Annotated in this window: 14 protein-coding genes; 9 read left to right on the forward strand and 5 right to left on the reverse strand. The window is 66.7% G+C overall.

The window, feature by feature from the left end; all coding sequences use genetic code 11:
• Positions 1 to 108 precede the first annotated feature (108 nt).
• Entirely contained in the window at positions 109 to 2,784 is a 2,676-nt protein-coding gene (metH, locus tag JAO74_RS07200; RefSeq protein WP_199036506.1) for a methionine synthase, read from the forward strand.
• A 177-nt stretch (positions 2,785 to 2,961) separates the two neighbouring features.
• On the opposite strand, the gene JAO74_RS07205 is transcribed toward metH, so the two are convergent.
• Together JAO74_RS07205 and JAO74_RS07210 are read right to left on the reverse strand one after the other, a co-directional pair.
• Positions 2,962 to 4,170, reverse strand: a complete 1,209-nt coding sequence (locus JAO74_RS07205; RefSeq protein ID WP_199036508.1) for a cation:proton antiporter — start codon at positions 4,168 to 4,170, stop codon at positions 2,962 to 2,964.
• 216 nt (positions 4,171 to 4,386) lie between these two features.
• Positions 4,387 to 6,033 (reverse strand): alkaline phosphatase family protein, encoded by a 1,647-nt coding sequence (locus JAO74_RS07210; protein ID WP_199036510.1) that lies wholly within the window; start codon positions 6,031 to 6,033, stop codon positions 4,387 to 4,389.
• A 69-nt stretch (positions 6,034 to 6,102) separates the two neighbouring features.
• Between JAO74_RS07210 and JAO74_RS07215 the strand changes: the two genes are divergently transcribed.
• The 4 genes from JAO74_RS07215 (at position 6,103) to JAO74_RS07230 (ending at position 11,510) form a co-directional block, all read left to right on the forward strand.
• Positions 6,103 to 8,115, forward strand: coding sequence for a protein-disulfide reductase DsbD family protein (locus JAO74_RS07215; RefSeq protein WP_199036512.1), 2,013 nt, complete (start codon positions 6,103 to 6,105; stop codon positions 8,113 to 8,115).
• A gap of 78 nt (positions 8,116 to 8,193) precedes the next feature.
• Positions 8,194 to 9,717, forward strand: coding sequence for a circularly permuted type 2 ATP-grasp protein (locus tag JAO74_RS07220; protein WP_199036514.1), 1,524 nt, complete (start codon positions 8,194 to 8,196; stop codon positions 9,715 to 9,717).
• Positions 9,717 to 10,652 (forward strand): alpha-E domain-containing protein, encoded by a 936-nt coding sequence (locus JAO74_RS07225; protein ID WP_199036516.1) that lies wholly within the window; start codon positions 9,717 to 9,719, stop codon positions 10,650 to 10,652. Before JAO74_RS07220 ends, JAO74_RS07225 begins: the two co-directional genes overlap by 1 nt.
• A 60-nt stretch (positions 10,653 to 10,712) precedes the next feature.
• Complete coding sequence (locus JAO74_RS07230; RefSeq protein ID WP_199036518.1) at positions 10,713 to 11,510, forward strand: transglutaminase family protein; 798 nt, start codon at positions 10,713 to 10,715, stop codon at positions 11,508 to 11,510.
• Between the two features lie 4 nt (positions 11,511 to 11,514).
• On the opposite strand, the gene JAO74_RS07235 is transcribed toward JAO74_RS07230, so the two are convergent.
• Positions 11,515 to 12,288, reverse strand: coding sequence for an arginyltransferase (locus JAO74_RS07235; RefSeq protein ID WP_199036520.1), 774 nt, complete (start codon positions 12,286 to 12,288; stop codon positions 11,515 to 11,517).
• Between JAO74_RS07235 and JAO74_RS19135 the strand changes: the two genes are divergently transcribed.
• Complete coding sequence (locus JAO74_RS19135) at positions 12,251 to 12,730, forward strand: hypothetical protein (RefSeq protein ID WP_332908757.1); 480 nt, start codon at positions 12,251 to 12,253, stop codon at positions 12,728 to 12,730. The genes JAO74_RS07235 and JAO74_RS19135 overlap by 38 nt on opposite strands.
• A 631-nt stretch (positions 12,731 to 13,361) precedes the next feature.
• Here the strand turns inward: JAO74_RS19135 and JAO74_RS07245 are convergent.
• Positions 13,362 to 14,606, reverse strand: coding sequence for a threonine ammonia-lyase (locus JAO74_RS07245; protein ID WP_199036524.1), 1,245 nt, complete (start codon positions 14,604 to 14,606; stop codon positions 13,362 to 13,364).
• A gap of 54 nt (positions 14,607 to 14,660) precedes the next feature.
• Between JAO74_RS07245 and JAO74_RS07250 the strand changes: the two genes are divergently transcribed.
• The 3 genes from JAO74_RS07250 to JAO74_RS07260 are packed head-to-tail and all read left to right on the forward strand — an operon-like array spanning position 14,661 to position 18,084.
• The gene (locus JAO74_RS07250; RefSeq protein ID WP_199036526.1) at positions 14,661 to 15,518 is read left to right on the forward strand and encodes an NAD(P)-dependent oxidoreductase; all 858 of its coding nucleotides are present in this window, start codon (positions 14,661 to 14,663) and stop codon (positions 15,516 to 15,518) included.
• A gap of 5 nt (positions 15,519 to 15,523) precedes the next feature.
• On the forward strand, positions 15,524 to 17,155 hold the full coding sequence (locus JAO74_RS07255) for an amidohydrolase (protein WP_199036528.1): 1,632 nt from the start codon (positions 15,524 to 15,526) through the stop codon (positions 17,153 to 17,155).
• Complete coding sequence (locus tag JAO74_RS07260; RefSeq protein WP_199036530.1) at positions 17,119 to 18,084, forward strand: glutaminase; 966 nt, start codon at positions 17,119 to 17,121, stop codon at positions 18,082 to 18,084. Before JAO74_RS07255 ends, JAO74_RS07260 begins: the two co-directional genes overlap by 37 nt.
• Positions 18,085 to 18,361: 277 nt before the next feature.
• Here JAO74_RS07260 and ctrA read toward each other — a convergent pair whose 3' ends face one another.
• Entirely contained in the window at positions 18,362 to 19,063 is a 702-nt protein-coding gene (ctrA, locus tag JAO74_RS07265; protein WP_199036532.1) for a response regulator transcription factor CtrA, read from the reverse strand.
• Positions 19,064 to 19,119 lie beyond the last annotated feature (56 nt).

The following is a 19,119-nucleotide window of genomic DNA, read 5'->3' on the forward strand; positions in this document are numbered from 1 at the left end:
GGAGGGGGCTCTCCACTCGATGTGACGTTCGTGGAGAGCCCCCTCCACCCCTCGGCAAATGCCGAGCGGTCCCCCTCCCCGTGCCGGGGAGGATCTGAAGAAGAAGTCATGACCACCATTTCGGCCACCAATTTCGTCAATATCGGCGAGCGTACCAACGTCACCGGTTCCGCACGCTTCAAGAAGCTCATCATGGCGGGGGACTATCCGGCCGCGGTCGAGGTGGCGTTGCAGCAGGTCGAGGCGGGGGCGCAGGTGCTTGACGTCAATATGGACGAAGGGCTGCTCGACGCCGAATATGCGATGACGACGTTCCTGAAGCTGATCGCGGCGGAACCCGATATCGCGCGCATCCCGTTCATGGTCGACAGCTCGAAATGGAGTGTGATCGAGGCGGGGCTGAAGTGCGTGTCCGGCAAGCCGATCGTCAATTCGATCAGCATGAAGGAGGGCGAGGCGCAGTTCCTCGACCAGGCGCGCAAGTGCATGGCCTATGGCGCGGCGGTCGTCGTGATGGCGTTCGACGAGGTCGGGCAGGCTGATACGCAGGCGCGCAAGGTCGAAATTTGCGAGCGTGCGTACAAGCTGCTGGTCGGCATCGGCTTTCCGCCCGAGGACATCATCTTCGATCCTAACGTGTTCGCGGTGGCGACAGGGATCGAGGAGCATAACAATTACGGCGTCGATTTCATCGAGGCGTGCCGCGAGATCAAGGTGCGATGTCCGCACGTCCATATCTCGGGCGGGCTGTCGAACTTCAGCTTCTCGTTCCGGGGCAACGAACCGGTGCGGCGGGCGATGCACAGCGTGTTCCTGTATCATGCGATCCCCGCCGGGATGGACATGGCCATCGTCAACGCTGGGCAACTCGACGTGTACGACACGATCGATCCGGAATTGCGCAAGGCGGTCGAGGATGTGGTCCTGAATACCGATCCCGAAGCGGGCGACCGGCTGGTCGCGCTGGCGGAGCGATATCGTGGCACCGATGCGGTGGCGGAAAAGGCGGCGGCCGAATGGCGCAGTCTGCCCGTCACCAAGCGGCTGGAATATGCGCTGGTGAAGGGCATCGACGCGCATGTCGTCGACGATACCGAGGAATGCCGCCAGCAATTCGCGCGGCCGATCGAGGTGATCGAGGGGCCGTTGATGGACGGCATGAACGTGGTCGGTGACCTGTTCGGATCGGGCAAGATGTTCCTGCCGCAGGTGGTGAAATCCGCCCGCGTCATGAAGAAGGCGGTGGCACATCTGTTGCCCTTCATCGAGGCGGCGAAGGAGCCGGGGGCGAAGGGCAAGGGCAAGATCGTGATGGCGACCGTGAAGGGCGACGTCCACGATATCGGCAAGAACATCGTCGGCGTGGTGCTCCAGTGCAACGGGTTCGACGTGGTCGATCTCGGCGTCATGGTGCCGTGGTCGAAGATCATCGCGGCGGCCAACGAGAACGATGCCGACATGATCGGCCTGTCCGGCCTCATCACCCCGTCGCTGGACGAGATGGTGACGGTGGCCGAGGAGATGAAGCGCGCGGGCATGACGATGCCGCTGCTGATCGGTGGCGCCACGACGTCGAAGGTGCATACCGCGCTGCGTATCTCGCCGGCCTATGACGGGCCGATCGTGCATGTGCTGGACGCCAGCCGCGCGGTCGGCGTGGCGACGACGCTGGTCAGCGACACCGGCCGCGATGCCTATGTCGAGGGTGTCGCGGCGGAGTATCAGAAGGTCCGCGATGCGCGGGCGGGCAAGGGGCAGAACGATCTGTTGCCGCTGGCCGAGGCGCGGGCGCGCGGCTTTGTCGCGGATATGGCGTTGAAGGCGCCGGCACCGGTGTCGCCAGGGCTGCATGTGTTCGACGACTGGGATCTGGCGGATCTACGACCGTATATCGACTGGACGCCTTTCTTTCGGGCTTGGGAACTGGCGGGCAATTATCCGGCGATACTGCAGGACGAGGTCGTCGGCGAAAGCGCGACCGGGCTGTTCTCCGATGCTCAGGCGATGCTGGACACGATCATCGCCGAGAAATGGCTGACGGCGAAGGGGATCGCGGCGCTGTGGCCGTGTCACCGCAGTGGCGACGACGTGTTCATCCAGATCGCGCATTCCGACGATCATCGCAGCCCCGATGGCGGGTCGGTGCCGGAGGGGTTCAGCATCCCCGACCTGAACCGGAACAACGAACACAGCGTCCGCCTGCCGTTCCTGCGTCAGCAGATCGCCAAGCGCGAGGGGAGGGCGAACATGTGCCTGGCGGATTTCATCGATCCGGCGGGCGACTGGATGGGCGGCTTCGCGGTCGGCATCCACGGGATCGACCCGCACATCGCGCGGTTCAAGGCGGATAACGACGATTACAACGACATCCTGCTGAAGGCGCTGGCGGATCGGCTGGCGGAGGCGTTCGCGGAGCGGCTGCATCTGCATGTCCGCGCCGATCTGTGGGGCTATTCGCCGGGCGAGCAGCTGACCAACGAGGCGCTGATCCGCGAGCAGTATCGCGGCATCCGCCCTGCGCCGGGCTATCCCGCCTGTCCCGAGCATTCGTTGAAGCGCCAGCTGTTCGACCTGCTGGGCGCGGAGGAGCGGATCGGGATCGAGTTGATGGACAGTTTTGCGATGTTGCCGACGGCGGCGGTCAGCGGCTTTTACTTCGGGCATGCGCAGGCCGAGTATTTCGGCGTGGCGCGGATCGGGCAGGATCAGGTGGTCGACTATGCCGAGCGGCGGGGGGTCGATATCGGCACGGCGACGCGCTGGTTGCGACCCAATCTCGACTGAACGCGGGCCGCGGTCGGGCGTGGAAAGTCCCGAAAGTCACACCCTCCATACGCGCGCGATCACGCGTGCGGGCGCGAGGGGTTGGCGGGCGATCGGGATCGACGGTGAGAAAGAGCGGTCGTCGGGTCCGGAATAATCGACCGGGGGCCTGTAGGACATCCCCGGTCGCGATCGCGATCAATGCGTCCGGCGCAACAGATCGGGCAGCTTTTTCAACCGGGGGGCGACGATCGGGGTCGTCAGCATCGTGCTGGCGATCGCCATCAGCAGCAGGGCGGTGAAGGTTTCGTTGGTGATGATCTTCTTGTCGAGCAGGATGTTGACGAAGATGATCATGATGAGCGCCTTCGTCTGAAGCAGCCAGCCGATGATCGAGGCCTCGCCCTTTTTCCAGCCGAGGATGCGGCCGGCGAGACCGATACCGGCCAGCTTGCCCCCGACCGAGGCGATCAGCAGCAGCAGGGCCGCGGCGAAGACCGCGCCGCCGCCGACGCCCCATTGCGTTTTCAGACCGGTCGACAGGAAGAACACCGGCATCACCGTCAGCAGGATCGTGGCGCGGAACTGGTCCATCCGTTCGCGGTCGAACCATTTGGCGTCGAGCACCGCGCCCGACAGGAACGCGCCGACCATGAAGTGCAGCCCGGCCCAGTCGGCGGCGAAGCCACAGCCGGCGAGCCAGATCAGGCTGATATACCAGCGGTCGCGTTCCGGCACGCGGGCCAGCAGGCGGCGGATCAGGATGGTCGCGAGCGCGAAGCCGATTAGGAAACCGCCCTGTCGGCCGACGCGCTCCCAATCGAGCAGGATCAGCGCCAGGACGCCCCAGATGGCGATATCGTCGAGGCTGGCATAGCGCAGCACGCGCTGGCCGAGCGGCTGGCGCAGGATTTCCAGCTTTTCCATGAGCAGGACGAGGATGGGGAGCGCGGTGACGGCGCAGGCCATGCCGATGCCGAGCACGACCTGCCACGTCGCGCCCTCCGGCCCGCGCCAGCCGTCATATTGCAGCATCAGCAGCGCGGCGATGCTACCTGTGATTAGCGGCACGATGAGGGCGAGGCCGGCGGTGACGCCGGTTTCGGCGCGGCGGCGCCATGCTTCCTCGACATCGAGTTCGATGCCGGCGACCCAGACGAACATCATCACCGCCCACCACGCGATGCCGTTGAGCGAGCCGATCGTCTGGGGCGTGAAGACGAACGCATAGTAATCGGGATAGAGCGCGCCCAGCAGGCCGGGGCCGAGCAGGATGCCGCCGATGATCTGGACGACGACCAGGGGTGCCCAATAGTCGGTTCGGCCCAGCCGCCAGACGGCATAGGGGACCGAGAAGATCAGCAGCATCGCGAGCAGGAATATCTCTGTCGGCGACATGGCGTGCATAGTTTTCTCTTCCCCCCTTTTCGTCCGGCTGTGGCCGGTCTCCCCGGGGGCGCGGATGGCGAAAAATCGGGGGGAGGGCAATGGTACGTCTGAGTAAGTGGGTCGGCCCAAGTTCTCGTTCGTCGTTGCGAGCGTAGCGAAGCAATCCAGGGCAGCGCGTGGGACGCTGGGTTGCTTCGCTGCGCTCGCAATGACGGGGCGGTGGGAGTTTGGGCGTCAGCGCGGGCAGGTGGTGGCGGGGCCGGGGTCGAGGTCGAGGCAGCGGCCGTCCTGGCCCGACACGGGCAGGCCGATCGTGGCGGCGAGGGTGGGCATGATGTCGATCGTTTCGACCGAAAGGGGCTGTTCGAACCCGGACATCCCCTTGCGCCAGAACAGGATCGGGACGCGGCGGTCGTAATCCCAGGGCGAGCCGTGGGTTTCGACATAGCCGGGGCCGGGCTTTTCGATCGTGGTCACGCGCGGTTTTAGCAGGATCAGCAGGTCGCCGGAGCGATCGGGGTCGAAGGACGAGCGCGCGCGCTCCGCCAGCGTCCACGTCTCGGGCGGGGTGGTGGGCCACGGCGTCGCCATGATCTCGGCGCGGGTCAGGGCGGCGGCGACCTGGGGCATCGCCAGATAGCGGCGCTTCGCCTCGGCCAGCACGCGGGGCTTGGCGGCGGCGGGCAGGTCGCGGTCGATGTAGATGTCGCCTTCCGCGCTCAGCAGCACGGGGCCTTTCAGGTTCAGGTCGCGGCCGATGGCGGCGCCGATGCCCTTGCTCTGCAATTGCGGGTCGGCATGGGTTTCCATCGGCATGGCGCGATCGATCTGGCGTTCGGTCATGTCATGCGCACCGTGATCGGCGGTCAGCATCACCTCGTAATCGACGCCGGTCTGGTCGAGCACTTCGAAGAAGCCGGCCAGCGATTGATCCAGCTCGTTCATCTGGATGCACATCTCGGTGCCCTGCGTGCCGACCGAATGGCCGATATAGTCGGTGGCGGACAGGCCGATCGAGATGATGTCGGGCGTGGTGTTACGCCCCAGCTTCATGTCCTGCACCAGCCCGGCGGCCATCGCCAGCACGGCGGCGTCGGACGCGGGCGAGGCGCGGAACGCCTTCGCGTCGCCGGCATCGCGGGCGAAGCGGCCCTGACCCAGCGTCTGCGTGCCGACGGTGATCGGGCGGTCGAGCGGCTTGCACCAGCCGGGCAGAGGCAACGGTGCCTGTGGTTTTGCCAGCATCGCGGCGACGGCGTCGCGCGTGCGCTGGACGACGGGCGGGATCGCGCGGCCGGCATAGGTGACATAGGTCTTGCCGTCCCACCACCACAGCTCGTCGACCTTGTGGCCGCCCATCATCACCGCGGCGCGATCCTTGCCCGCGACCGAGACGACGCGGGTGGCGGGATTGGCGTTCTTCATCCGCTCACCCAGCGTCGGCACCTTCAGATGCCGGTCGGACACGATGTAGCTGTCGTGGGTGGAGTCGGGCGCGGCCTCGTTCTCCGAGCAATAGACGATCTTGTCGGCGCGGCCGGCGCGCTGGTCGATCCAGTTATTGGCGACGATGCCGGTATGCGCGGGGCGATAGCCTGTGAGGATCGTGGAGTGGCCCGGGCATGTCTCGGTCGCGGCATGGCTTTGATAGCCGCTGGGGAAGACGACGCCGTTCAGCAGCCGGGCCATGCCGCCGGTGTAGCGGTTGCGATATTGCGCGAAGAGATCGGCGGAGAACTGGTCGACCGAGATCGCGACGATCAGCGTCGGGCGCGTGGTGGGCGCGGGTGCGGTGGAGGCTGATGCGGCAGGGGCCGGAGCGGTCTGCGCCATCGCCGGGACGGCGAGCAGCAGGGCGAGCGGGGCGAGGGAGGATTTCATCGGCATCCTTGGTGCATTGCGGGCGCCCGCCCGCTATGGAACGGGCGTTTCCCGGTATCAAGGATTGCCATGCGTCTTCTGCGTGTCGTGATGATGACTGTCGTCCTGTGGCTGGCCGGGCTTTCGCCGGCACTGGCCCAGGACGGGGCGCAGAACGGGCCGCATCTGGCGATGCAACTGGTCGCCGAAAGCGAACGACCGAAGGCGGGCGATACGGTGACGCTGGCGCTGGCGACGACGCCGGCACCGGGATGGCACGGATATTGGTCGAACCCCGGCGATGCGGGCTTTCCGGCGACGTTCGGCTGGACGCTGCCCAAGGGGGTGACGGCGGAGGCGCCGGCATGGCCGGTGCCGGAGACGTTGATCGTCGCGGGACTGATGAACTATGTCTACGAGCGGCCCTATGCGCCGTTGGTGCGGCTGCGCGTGCCGGCGGGGCTGGCGGCGGGGACGGTGCTGCCGATCGGGTTGAAGCTGGATTATCTGGTCTGCACGCGGACGGTGTGCGTGCCGGAGCAGCAGACGCTGGCGACCACGCTGACGGTAGGCGACGGCGCGGTGGCGCCGGCGACGCGGGCACGGTTCGATGCCTGGCGGCAGGCGATTCCGCGGCCGCTGGATACGCCGGCGACCTGGGCGGTGAAGGACGGCGCACTGAGGGTGGCGGTGCCGTATCCGGCCGACGCGGCGCTGGCCGAGCCTTACCTGTTTCCGACCGCGCCGGGATCGATCGAGGGGGCCGCGCCGCAGACGGCGGTACGCGTCGGCGACCGGTTGGTGGTAACAACCAAGGGCACGCCGGCCGGGCCGTTCGAGGCGGTGCTGCGGATCGGCGACGGACGCGGGCTGGCGATCAAGGCGCAGGCGGGCGTGGTGCCCGATGCGGGCGGCAGCGATGGCGGGGGGCAGCCGTGGGTCGTGGCGGCGCTGGTGGCGTTTGCCGGGGCGGTGGTCGGCGGGCTGATCCTGAACGTGATGCCGTGCGTGTTCCCGATCCTGAGCCTGAAGGCGCTGAGTCTGGCGCGGGCGAACGTGGCCGAGCGCGAGGCGCGGCGGGAGGCGCTGGCCTATACCGCCGGCGTCGTGCTGGTGTGTCTGGGGCTGGGGGCGGTGATCCTCGGCCTGCGTGCGGGCGGGGCGACGGTGGGCTGGGCGTTCCAGTTGCAGGACCCGCGCGTGGTGGTCGTGCTGTTGCTGCTGGCGGTGGCGATCGCGCTGAACCTGTCGGGGCTGTTCGAGATGCCGATGCCGCGCTGGGCGGGCGAGGCCGGCAGCGGTGGATCGTTTGCGACGGGTGCGCTGGCGGCGTTCGTGGCGACGCCGTGTTCGGGGCCGTTCATGGGTGCGGCGCTGGGCGCGGCATTGGTGCTGCCGGTGCCGGCGGCGCTGGCGGTGTTCGCGGGGCTGGGGCTGGGGCTGGCCTTGCCGTTCCTGTTGCTGGGCTTCGTGCCACGGTTGCGCAAGCGATTGCCGAAGCCGGGCGCGTGGATGGCGCGGTTGCGGCGCATCCTGTCGGTGCCGATGTGGCTGACGGCGCTGGCGCTGGTGTGGGTGCTGGGGCGGCAGGCGGGCGTCGATGGCATGACGCTGGGGCTGGGTGCGGCGCTGGTCGCGGCGCTGGCGCTGTGGGCCGGCGGGCGGCGGCAGATGGCGGGGCTGTCGCTCGGCTGGACGCTGGTGCCGGTGGCGGCGAGCCTGGGCGTGGCGGCGCTGGTGCAGCCGGTGACGGCGACCCCGTCCGTGGCGGCTGGCGAGGCGTTTTCCGAAGCGCGGCTGGCGACGCTCAGGGCGGAGGGGCGGCCGGTGTTCGCGTACTTCACCGCCGACTGGTGCCTGACGTGCAAGGTGAACGAAAAGGCGGCGATCGATCGCGCCGGCGTGCAGGCGGCGTTCGCGAAGAAGAAGGTCGCGGTGCTGGTCGGCGACTGGACCGATGGCGATCCGGTGCTGGGCCGTTTCATCGAACGGCATAACCGCGCGGGCGTGCCGCTGTACCTCTATTATGCGCCGGGGGCGAAGGAGGCGCGGGTGTTGCCGCAGGTGCTGACGCCGGGGATGCTGGAAGAATTGGGCGGGTAAGCCCGGCATGGCCTCTTGTGCGGTGCGGCGATCTCGCGCAGCATGGAACCAGGGCGCTGTGGAGAGCTTTCCGTTCCAATGGGTAATCAGGCGTTCGACGAAATTCTAGGAGCTGGCGGCGGGGCGCCGTCGCGCGCCGAACTGGCGGCGCTGTGCAACTGGATAGAGGCGACGCCGCGCGAGGAACTGCGCCGGCGGCAGCACGCGGCCGAGGCGACGTTCCGGCAGCTGGGCATCACCTTTGCGGTATATGGCGAAAGCGAGGCCAGCGAGCGGATCATCCCGTTCGACATCGTGCCGCGCGTGTTCCTGCATGACGAATGGGCGCGTTTGTCCGATGGTTTGATCCAGCGGGTCGAGGCGATCAACGCGTTCCTCGATGACATTTACGGCGAGCGCCGCATCCTGAAAGAGGGCGTGCTGCCGGAGGATCTAGTGCTGGGCAATCCACAGTTCCGGCCGGAAATCGCCGGGATGCGACCGCCGCACGGGGTGTGGGCGCATATCTGCGGCATCGATCTGGTGCGGACCGGGCCGGACGAATTCTTCGTGCTGGAGGATAATGCCCGCACGCCGTCCGGCGTCAGTTACATGCTGGAGAATCGCGAGGCGATGCTGCGGCTGTGCCCGGAGCTGTTCCGTGAATTCCGGGTGGCGGCGGTGGACAGCTATCCCGACCGGTTGCTGGAGGTGATGAAGTCGGTGGCGCCGCACGGCGTCAGCGCGCCGACCTGTGTCGTGCTGACGCCGGGGCATTACAACTCCGCTTATTACGAGCATAGCTTCCTGGCCGATTCGATGGGGATCGAACTGGTCGAGGGGGCCGATCTGGTCGTCGACGACGACATGGTGTGGATGCGGACGATCGCGGGGCGGGTGAAGGTCGATGTGATCTATCGCCGGGTCGATGACGATTATCTTGATCCGCTGGTGTTCCGGCCGGATTCGGCGCTGGGCGTGCCGGGGCTGATGGCGGCCTATGCCGCGGGCAACGTCGCGATCATGAATGCGCCGGGCAACGGCATCGCCGACGACAAGGCGATCTATAGCTATATGCCCGAGATCGTGCGGTTCTATTCGGGGGGCGAGGCGAAGCTGCCCAATGTCGAGACATGGCGGTGCCGCGAGCCGGATGCGCTGAAGTACACGCTCGACCATCTGGACGAGGTGGTGGTGAAGCTGGTCGATGGATCGGGCGGATACGGGATGCTGGTCGGCCCGACCGCGTCGAAGGCGGAGATCGAGACGTTCCGCGCCGCGCTGATCGCCGAGCCGCACCGCTATATCGCGCAGCCGACGCTGGCGCTGTCGACGGTCCCGACGCTGGCGGACAGCGGCCTCGCGCCGCGACACGTCGATTTCCGGCCGTTCGTGCTGACGGGATCGCGCGGCGTGCAGGTGGTGCCGGGCGGGCTTACCCGCGTGGCGTTGAAGGAAGGATCGCTGGTGGTGAATTCCAGCCAGGGCGGCGGCACCAAGGATAGTTTCGTGTTGATGGATAACGGGCCACAGCAGACGCAGACCATGGGGCAGGGCCAGAGCCAGACGATGGGCGGCATGACGCAGGCTCAGGGCTTCGCGCCGATGGGGCCGGCGGCCTGATGCTCAGTCGCACGGCGTCATCGCTCTATTGGCTGGGCCGGTATTTCGAGCGGGCGGATTTCATCGCACGACTGGTGGAGGCGACGGTGCGGCTCGACGTGCTGTCACCGCGGCCGGCGGGGCGTGAGGCATGGGTGTCGGCGCTGAAGGTGACCGATACCGAGGGGGATTTCGACGAGGTCGGCGCCGAATTGAAACGCAGCGAGGTTGCGCGGTTCCTGACGGTGGACAGCGCGCATCCGGGGTCGATCGTCCGCTGTCTCGACATGGCGCGCAACAATGCGCGCGCGGTGCGGACCGCGCTGACGCGCGAGGCGTGGACGGCGATCAACCGGGCGTGGCTGATCTTCGAGGAGAAGCCGGCGGCGGCAGATCCGACGGCGGTGCTGAATCTGGTCGAGGCGGTGAAGAACGAGACGCGCGGCTTCGAAGGCGCGGTCCACCGGATGCTGCGCAACCAGACGACATGGTTCATTCGGCTGGGGCAGGCGGTGGAGCGGGCGGACAATACCGCGCGGCTGCTCGACGTGAAATATCACATCCTGTTGCCGGCGGGTGAGCGGATCGGCGGCGTCGTCGATCGCGATCAGTGGACGACGATCCTGCAGACGGTGTCGGCGGTGACGGCGTATCGCTGGCTCTACTCGGACGGGCTGAAGCCGGCGAGCGTCATCGACCTGCTGATCGCGCGCGCGGAATTGCCGCGCAGTCTGGCGGCGTCGGTCGAGGAGACGGTGGACGTGCTGTCCATGCTCGCCAAGCGGACGGGACAGCACGGCGAGGCGGACCGGATGGCGCGGTTGCGGGCGACACGGATGGGCAAGACGCGATCGGGGGAAGTGATCGCATCGGGCCTGCACCAGTTCCTGCAATCCTTCATCCAGGAAAACGCGCTGCTGCACAGTGCGATCGGGCGCCAGTTCAAGTTCGGGTAACGGGATCAAGTTCGGGTAAAACGGGGACCGGCGCCATCGCCGGCAACAAAGGGGGGAAACATGCGGCTGTCGATCCATCATCGTACGGCATATCGTTTCTCACGGCCGCAGGACCGGCTGGTGCAGATGTTGCGGATGACGCCGCAGAACACGCACGACCAGACGGTGGCGAGCTGGCGCATCGACATCGATTGCGACGCCAAGCTGCGCGAGGGGCGCGATGGCTGGGGCAATGCCGTGACGATGCTCTATGCCGAGGGGCCGCTTACCGAACTGGAGATCGCGATCAGCGGCGAGGTGCTGACCAGCCATTCCAACGGTGTGCTGCACGGCATGAGCGAGCCGTTGCCGCCGGCGGTGTTCCTGCGATCGACGGAGGTGACGATGCCCGATCCGGCGATCGCGGTCTTCGCCGCCTCGACCGCCGGGGGGCGGGAGACGTTGCCGGCGCTGCACCGGATCAACGCCGGGCTGCATGAACGATTCACGATGGACCGGTCGCGGCCGGTTGCCGGACTGACGGCGGGCGATGCCTTTGCCGCCGAGAGCGCCACGCCGCGCGATCTGGCGCATATGTTCGTGGTGGCGGCGCGCAGCCTGAACGTGCCGGCGCGCTATGTCTCGGGTTATTCGTTGCTGGCGGGCGAGCATCGGCCGACGCCGCATGGCTGGGCGGAGGCGTATCTCGATCGGCTGGGCTGGGTGGGGTTCGATCCGTGCAGCGGCCTGTCGCCGCAGGAGGATTATGTCCGGGTCGCCGCCGCGCTGGATGCGGCGGGCGCGGCGCCGGTCGCGGGATCGCGGCTGGGCGAGGGCGAGGAACGGCTGGACGTGGACGTGACGGTCGCCGAGGCGTGATCACTCAGGCGATCGCCGGTGCCACCGTCGGCCGGGCTATGTCCTCTTCTCGCAGCAACCGCCAGCCGGCGGGGCCGAGCACCTCGATCGGGCGATAGCGGGTCTTGTATTCCATCCGCGGCGATCCCTTCACCCAATAGCCGAGATAGACATAGGGCAGACCCGCATCGCGCGCGCGCATGATGTGATCCATGATGACGAAATTGCCGAGACCGGGACGGCTGCCCTCGTCGGTGTCGAAGAAGCTGTAGATCATCGACAGGCCATCGGCCTGACGATCGGTGAGGCAAGCGCCGACCAGCCGGCCGCGTCGCCCGTTCACCGCCGGTTCGCGATATTCGACGATCAGCGAATTGACCGGCGAATGTTCGATCATGTCGGCGTAATCGTCCTCGTCCATTCCCGCCATGCCGCCGCCGGGGTGGCGGGCGGCGAGGTAACGACGGAGCAGTTGATATTGCTCGTCGGTGGCCCAGGCGCGGCAGGCGGTGACCTCCAGATCGGCGTGCCGCTTCATCAGCTTGCGCTGGGTAGCGTTGGCGACAAATTCGTCATTCACCACGCGGACCGACACACAGGCGGTGCAGCCCGCGCAGGACGGACGATAAGCCACGCCTTGGCTGCGGCGAAAGCCGATCCGGCCCAGCGCATCGTTCAGTTCGGTCGCGTGGGGCCCGGTCAGTTCGGTGAACACCTTCCGTTCCTGCCGGCCCGGCAGATAGGGACACGGCGACGGGCTGGTGACGAAAAAGCGCGGAAAACGAAATGGCGCAGTCACCGCCGATGAACCCCCGAAAACGTGGACAGATGCATGCTATATGTATTCAGCGAAAGCTGGTGAAAAGCTCGTTTACCATCAATCGTCGCAAACACTGGATTTTCGAACGAAAGTTGGTGGGGAACCCCCTGTGAATTGCTGCGTTGCGGTGATTCCATTGGTTTGTCTATCGGAGTCCAATCCCATGCGTTCATTCACTGCCCTCGCCTCGGCCGTCGCGCTGACCGTTTCGCCCGTAATCGCTGCTCCGGCCTTCGCCGCACCGGTGAATGCCGCATCGTCGCTCTCGGTTGCCAAGGCTCGCGTCGGCACGGCGACGTCGTCGAAGAAGAACGGTCTGGCCGGCGGTGGCGCGATCGCCGCTGCCCTGCTGGCGGCTGGCGTTGCAGCGATCGGTATCGTTGCGATCGTCAACGACAGCAACGACTCCGACAGCAATTGATCCGGGCATGACCGGTCGGTTCGACCGGCGGATTTGCCTTATCGAAAGGGCTTGATGCTCTTTCCATCTTGATGCCCTGGCTTGCTGTTGCAGGTCAGGGCATTTTGATAACGGAGCGATGGAGGTCACCGGTGAATGTTACGGTGATATCTATCCGCTTCGTCTTGCGACCTACGTTGTCGGTCAGCAACGCACTGCCCGGGCCGGCGCGTGGTGCGATCATCCCCCCGTTTCAACAATCAGGCACGGATGGCGCGAGCGCTGTCGCTCTCGGTGTCGGGCGCCGTTTCGGGCCGGCCGAAGCGTTCATCGGGTACACCTGACCTCAAGGGACTGGTGACGCCCGTATTATCCCGTTGCCCGAACCGGAATGACGGTGCCGCCGACCTGCGCGCAAGTGGAATCGTATGATGCCGGCGCGGGGGCGCATTTCAATATCTGATCCGCGGTGGCTATCGCCAAACCAAGATGACGAGCGCCGCCGGCCCGAATGATCGGGATTTCCTGATGTCGTTCATCCGCGACGATCCGGGTCGACAGACGTCCATCGGTTAGGCCAGGATCGGCCGCCAGCGTGTCGGCATCGGACAGCGTCTGTGAGACCGAAGCCCGGCTCGAACGGCAAGATGCGCTATGCCAGTTCCACCGGCGTCGTGTCATAACCCGCGGCTCGCAATGCGGCGATCAGGCGATCCAGATGGGCGGCATCCCGCGCTTCGCATTCGATATCGGTTATCAGCCCCTTGGCCGGCAGCGTCGTGAAGACGCGCTGATGATAGACCTCGATGATATTGATCCGTTCCTGATCGAATATCCGCGCGACATTGAACAGGGCGCCGGGTTGATCCTGCAACCGGATGCGCAGGCGAGCGAGACGACCGGAGCGTGCCAGATCGCGGAGCAGTACGTTGGCGAGTAACCGCGTATCGATGTTGCCACCGCATAGCACCACGCCCACCGTCTTGCCGGCGAACCGGCCCGGATGCGCGAGCAGGGCGGCCAGACCGGCGGCACCGGCGCCCTCGACCACGGTCTTCTCGATCTGGAGCAGCAGGCTGACCGCTTCCTCCAGACTGCGCTCGCCGACCAGCAGGATGTCGTCGACCAGTTGCGCGACCATGCGGGCGGTGATGCCGCCGGGCTCCTTCACCGCGATACCCTCGGCCAGCGTATCGCCCGCGCATGGCATGTCGGTGCCGTTGATGCGGTTGTACATCGAGGGGAACAGTTCCGCCTCGACGCCGACGACCTCGACCGGGTTCGGTTGCGCCCTCGCGACGGTCGCCATGCCGGAGATCAGGCCGCCGCCGCCGATCGGCGTGACGATCGTGTCGATCGAGGGCACATCCTCGAACATCTCGATCGCGACGGTGCCCTGGCCGGCGATGATGCGGGGATCGTCGAACGGATGGACGAAGGTGAAGCCGCGCTCACCCTCCAGCACGCGGGCATGGGCATAGGCGGCGTCGAACGTGTCGCCTTCCAGCACGACATTGGCGCCGTGGCCCTCGGTCTGGACGATCTTCACCGTCGGCGTGTTGCGCGGCATCACGATCGTCGCCGGTACGCCGAGCCGGTTGGCGTGATAGGCGAGACCCTGCGCATGGTTGCCGGCCGACGCGGCGATGACGCCCTTGGCCTTTGCTTCCTCCGACAGCAGCAGCAGCGTGTTTAGCGCGCCGCGCTCCTTGTAGGCGGCGGTGAACTGAAGGTTTTCGAACTTCAGATACACCGTCGCGCCGGTCATCTGCGACAGGGTGCGGCTGATGAGCGTGGGCGTCCGCACGATCGAATCGCGAATGCGGGCATGGGCGGCACGCACATCGTCGATGCTGACGGGAAGCGTTTCGGGCTGCGGCTTGATCTGGGTTGCCATGCGCTCCCGTTAGACCGTCTGGCGCGGTGGGGGAACACCGCTTATGCGGGCGCCATGGCAAAGCTGGCATTCATCGGAACAGGCGTAATGGGCGCGCCGATGGCGGGGCATCTCGTCACGGCGGGGCATGAGGTGACGGTCTATAACCGTACGCGGGCGAAGGCGAAGGCGTGGGCGGCGCAATATGGCGGCGCGGTGGCGGCGACGCCGGCCGAGGCGGCCGGGGGCGCAGGGGCGGTGTTCGCTTGCGTCGGCAATGACGACGATCTGGCGGCGGTGACGCTGGGCGACGACGGTGCTTTCGCGGCGATGGCGGATGGTGCGTTGTTCGTGGATCACACCACCGTGTCGGCGACGATCGCGCGGCGGCTGGCAGCGGAGACGCGGCTGCTGGTGCTGGATGCGCCGGTGTCTGGCGGGCAGGCGGGCGCGGAGAACGGCAAGCTGTCGATCATGTGCGGCGGTTCGGCCGAGGCATTCGCGGCGGCGGAGCCGTTGATGCAGGCCTATGCCGCGCGGATCGTCCATGTCGGCGACGCGGGCGCGGGCCAGCAGACCAAGATGTGCAACCAGATCGCGATCGCCGGCGTGGTGCAGGGCGTGGCCGAGGCGTTGCGGTTCGCGCAGAAGAGCGGACTGGATACGGGCAAGGTGCTGGAGGCGATCTCCGGCGGCGCGGCGCAAAGCTGGCAGATGGTCAATCGCTGGGAATCGATGGCGGACGAGCGGTTCGATTTCGGGTTCGCGGTCGACTGGATGCGCAAGGACCTGGGGCTGGCGCTGGACGAGGCGCGGGCGAACGGTGCGGTGCTGCCGGTCGCGGCGCTGGTCGATCAATTCTATGCCGAGGTGCAGGCGATGGGCGGGGCGCGGCAGGATACGAGTTCGCTGGCGCGGAGGTTGCCGAAGTGAGGGCGATGTTTGCTGTGATGCTGGCGTTGCTGCCCGCCCCCGCATTCGCCGATGCGCTGGTCGATAATGTCGATGGCATCACGCTGGATGCCGATGGCAAGGTGGTGCGCTTCACCGGGCTGGTGCTGACGACGGATGGCAAGGTCGTGCGGTTGCTGGGCGAGAAGGACAAGCGGCCGGAGAAGCTCGACTGGCGCGCGGACATGAAGGGGCGGGTGATGCTGCCGGGCTTCGTGGATGCTCATGGGCATGTGATGGAACTGGGGTTCCGGGCGCTGGAACTCGATCTGTCGGGTACGAAGTCGCTGGACGAGGCGAAGGCGCGGATCGCGGCCTATGCGGCGGCCAATCCGGAGCGGAAGTGGATTCTGGGCGGCGGCTGGAATCAGGAGGCATGGGGGCTGGGGCGCTTTCCGACCGCTGCCGATCTGGATGCGGTGGTCGCGGATCGACCGGTGTTCCTGTCGCGGGTCGATGGCCATGCCGGCTGGGCGAACAGCGCGGCGATCAAGGCGGCAGGCGTGACCGCGAAGAGCGTGTCGCCACCGGGCGGGCGGATCGAGAAGGCGGGATTGCTGCCCAGTGGCGTGTTCGTCGATGCGGCGCAGGAACTGATCCGCAAGGCGGTGCCGGCGATTCAGCCCAAGGAGCGCGATGTCGCCTTCGTGAAGGCACAGACGGCGTTGCTGTCGATGGGCATCACCGCGACCGCCGACATGGGCACGACCGTGGACGAATGGCTGACGTACCGGCGGATGGGCGATCGCGGGGCGCTGCGCGTGCGGATCATGAGCTATGGCAGCGGGATCGACGATACGGTGCGGATCGGTGGCACGGGGCCGACGCCGTGGCTGTATGCCGACAAGCTGAAGCTGGTGGGCGTGAAGCTGTATGGCGACGGTGCGCTGGGATCGCGCGGCGCGTGGTTGAAGGCGCCCTATGCCGATGCGCCACGCGAGCGGGGGCTGGGTTTCATGACCGATACGGTCATCCGCAACCTGATGAGCCGGGCGGCGATGGATAATTATCAGGTTGCGGTTCATGCGATCGGCGATGCCGCCAATGCGCAGGTGCTGGGCGCGGTCGAGGAACTGGCGGAGACGTACAAGGGCGATCGCCGCTGGCGGATCGAACATGCACAGATCGTCGATCCGGCCGATCTGAAACGCTTTGGCCAGCACGGCATCATCGCGTCGATGCAGCCGGTGCACCAGACCAGCGACCGGACGATGGCGGAGGCGCGGCTGGGGGCCGCACGGCTGGCGGGCGCCTATGCGTGGAAATCGATGCTGGCGAACGGATCGCGGCTGGCGTTCGGGTCGGACTATCCGGTCGAAAGCCCCGATCCCTTTGCGGGCTGGGCAGCGGCGTTCACCCGGCAGGGGGCGGACGACCAGCCGTTCGGTGGATGGCAGCCGCAGGAGGCGGTGACGCGCGAACAGGCATGGGCGGCGTTCACGCAAGGCGGCGCCTATGCCGGATTCGCCGAGGACAAGTTCGGGCGACTGGGCGTGGGGCAGCGGGCGGACTTCGTGATCGTCGATCGTGATCCGATCGCCGCCAGTGCGGCCGAGCTGCGCGCGACGAAGGTGCAGGAGACATGGGTCGGGGGCGAGAAGGTGTGGGAGCGGAAATAGACCTTTCCGCGATCGTCGCCGACATCGCTGCCGAAATGGCGGCGGCGCCCGATCGCGGTACGCCGGCATCGTACATTCCGCCGCTGGCAGCGGTCGATCCGGGCAAGTTCGGGATCGCGGTGATCGAGGCGGACGGGACATGCCATCTGGCCGGCGATGCCGAGGAGGCATTCTCGATCCAGTCGATCTCCAAGGTCTTCGCGCTGACGCTGGCGCTGGGCCATGTCGGCGACCAGTCGTGGCGGCGCGTGGGGGTGGAGCCGTCGGGCAGCGCGTTCAACTCGATCGTCCAGCTGGAGGCGGAGCACGGCATTCCGCGCAATCCGTTCATCAATGCCGGCGCGATCGTGGTCGCCGACGTGCTGCTGGGTCGCAACGAACCGCGTGAGGCGATCGGCGAGATACTGCGCTTCGTCCGCGCGCTGGCGGGGGACGACACGATCGTGATCGACCGCAGCGTGGCGGAGGCGGAGGTGGCGACGGGCCATCGCAACGTGGCGCTGGCCAGTTACATGCGCTCGTTCGGCAATATCGAACATGATGTGGAGCGCACGCTGGGCGTGTATTTCCATCAATGCGCGCTGGCGATGAGTTGCCGGCAACTGGCGCTGGCGGGCCGGTTCCTGATGGCGGACGGGCTGAACCCCGGTACGGGCCGGCAAGTAGTGTCGGCGCTGCGGGCGCGGCGGATCGGCGCGCTGATGATGATGTGCGGCCATTACGACGGATCGGGCGAGTTCGCCTTTCGGGTCGGCCTGCCCGGCAAATCGGGGGTCGGCGGCGGCATCCTGGCGGTGGCGCCGGGGCGGGCGAGCATCGCGGTATGGTCACCGGGGCTGAACGAGCGCGGCAATTCGCAACTCGGTACGCTGGCGCTGGAACGGCTGGTGCAGCGGACCGGGTGGTCGGTGTTCGAGGCGGATCAATAGCGGGCGGGGTGATGCCGGGTAAGGATCGACATCGACATCGACATCGGCGTTGCGCGATAGCGTATCAGAACAAGGGGTTTTCGCGCGGAGGCGAAGAGGACGCAGAGGTGTGCCGTACGGGCGACCTGATCCCTCTTGCCTGACGGCGTGAGAGGATGGACCGTGTTTGCGGCAAGGGCGACGCCTCCGCGTCCTTTGCGCCTCTGCACGAATCGACCGTTCTTCTGCCGCGCGAACGTCGTGACGCTTCGCGTCGAAACTCCGCGACGGTGCGAGGTCAGGCGACGGCGGTGGCGGCCACATCGTCCAGTTCGCGCAGCACATAGCCGCGGCCCCAGACCGTCTCGATGTAGTTTTCGCCCTCGCAGGCGAGGCTGAGCTTCTTGCGCAGCTTGCAGATGAAGACGTCGATGATCTTCAGTTCGGGCTCGTCCATGCCGCCATAGAGATGGTTCAGGAACATCTCCTTGGTCAGGGTCGTACCCTTGCGGAGCGAGAGCAGCTCCAGCATCGCATATTCCTTGCCGGTCAGATGGACGCGGGCGCCATCGACCTCGACCGTCTTGGCATCCAGGTTCACCGCCAGCTTGCCGGTGCGGATGACCGACTGGCTGTGACCCTTCGACCGGCGGACGACGGCGTGGATGCGGGCGATCAGTTCTTCGCGGTGGAAGGGCTTGGTCACGTAATCGTCGGCGCCGAAGCCGAAGCTGCGGACCTTCGAATCCATCTCGCTGACGCCGGACAGGATCAGGACGGGCGTGGTGACGCGTGCGACGCGCAGCTTCTTCAACACGTCGTACCCGTGCATGTCGGGCAGGTTCAGATCGAGCAGGATGATGTCGTAATCATACAGCTTGCCGAGGTCCAAACCTTCCTCACCGAGATCGGTGGTATAGACATTGAATCCTTCGGTATTCAGCATCAGCTCGATGGCCTTGGCCGTCGTTGGCTCGTCCTCGATCAGCAGCACACGCATCAGGTATTCCCCAGTTGCGGGGCCGTCGATAAGCGAGCGGCCGACCCGAAACATTA

The sequence above is a fragment of the Sphingomonas mollis genome, assembly GCF_016427505.1.
Taxonomy (GTDB): Bacteria; Pseudomonadota; Alphaproteobacteria; order Sphingomonadales; family Sphingomonadaceae; genus Sphingomonas; species Sphingomonas mollis.

Excerpts from the sequence above, each read along its gene's own strand:
- JAO74_RS07260 (WP_199036530.1), top strand. The coding sequence starts at position 17,119 with ATGGGTCGGGGGCGAGAAGGTGTGGGAGCGGAAATAGACCTTTCCGCG.
- JAO74_RS07230 (WP_199036518.1), top strand. The coding sequence starts at position 10,713 with ATGCGGCTGTCGATCCATCATCGTACGGCATATCGTTTCTCACGGCCG.
- JAO74_RS07245 (WP_199036524.1), bottom strand. The coding sequence starts at position 14,606 with ATGGCAACCCAGATCAAGCCGCAGCCCGAAACGCTTCCCGTCAGCATC.
- JAO74_RS07220 (WP_199036514.1), top strand. The coding sequence starts at position 8,194 with ATGGGTAATCAGGCGTTCGACGAAATTCTAGGAGCTGGCGGCGGGGCG.
- JAO74_RS07215 (WP_199036512.1), top strand. The coding sequence starts at position 6,103 with ATGCGTCTTCTGCGTGTCGTGATGATGACTGTCGTCCTGTGGCTGGCC.
- JAO74_RS07225 (WP_199036516.1), top strand. The coding sequence starts at position 9,717 with ATGCTCAGTCGCACGGCGTCATCGCTCTATTGGCTGGGCCGGTATTTC.
- ctrA (WP_199036532.1), bottom strand. The coding sequence starts at position 19,063 with ATGCGTGTGCTGCTGATCGAGGACGAGCCAACGACGGCCAAGGCCATC.
- JAO74_RS07250 (WP_199036526.1), top strand. The coding sequence starts at position 14,661 with ATGGCAAAGCTGGCATTCATCGGAACAGGCGTAATGGGCGCGCCGATG.
- JAO74_RS07210 (WP_199036510.1), bottom strand. The coding sequence starts at position 6,033 with ATGAAATCCTCCCTCGCCCCGCTCGCCCTGCTGCTCGCCGTCCCGGCG.
- metH (WP_199036506.1), top strand. The coding sequence starts at position 109 with ATGACCACCATTTCGGCCACCAATTTCGTCAATATCGGCGAGCGTACC.
- JAO74_RS07205 (WP_199036508.1), bottom strand. The coding sequence starts at position 4,170 with ATGCACGCCATGTCGCCGACAGAGATATTCCTGCTCGCGATGCTGCTG.
- JAO74_RS07255 (WP_199036528.1), top strand. The coding sequence starts at position 15,524 with ATGTTTGCTGTGATGCTGGCGTTGCTGCCCGCCCCCGCATTCGCCGAT.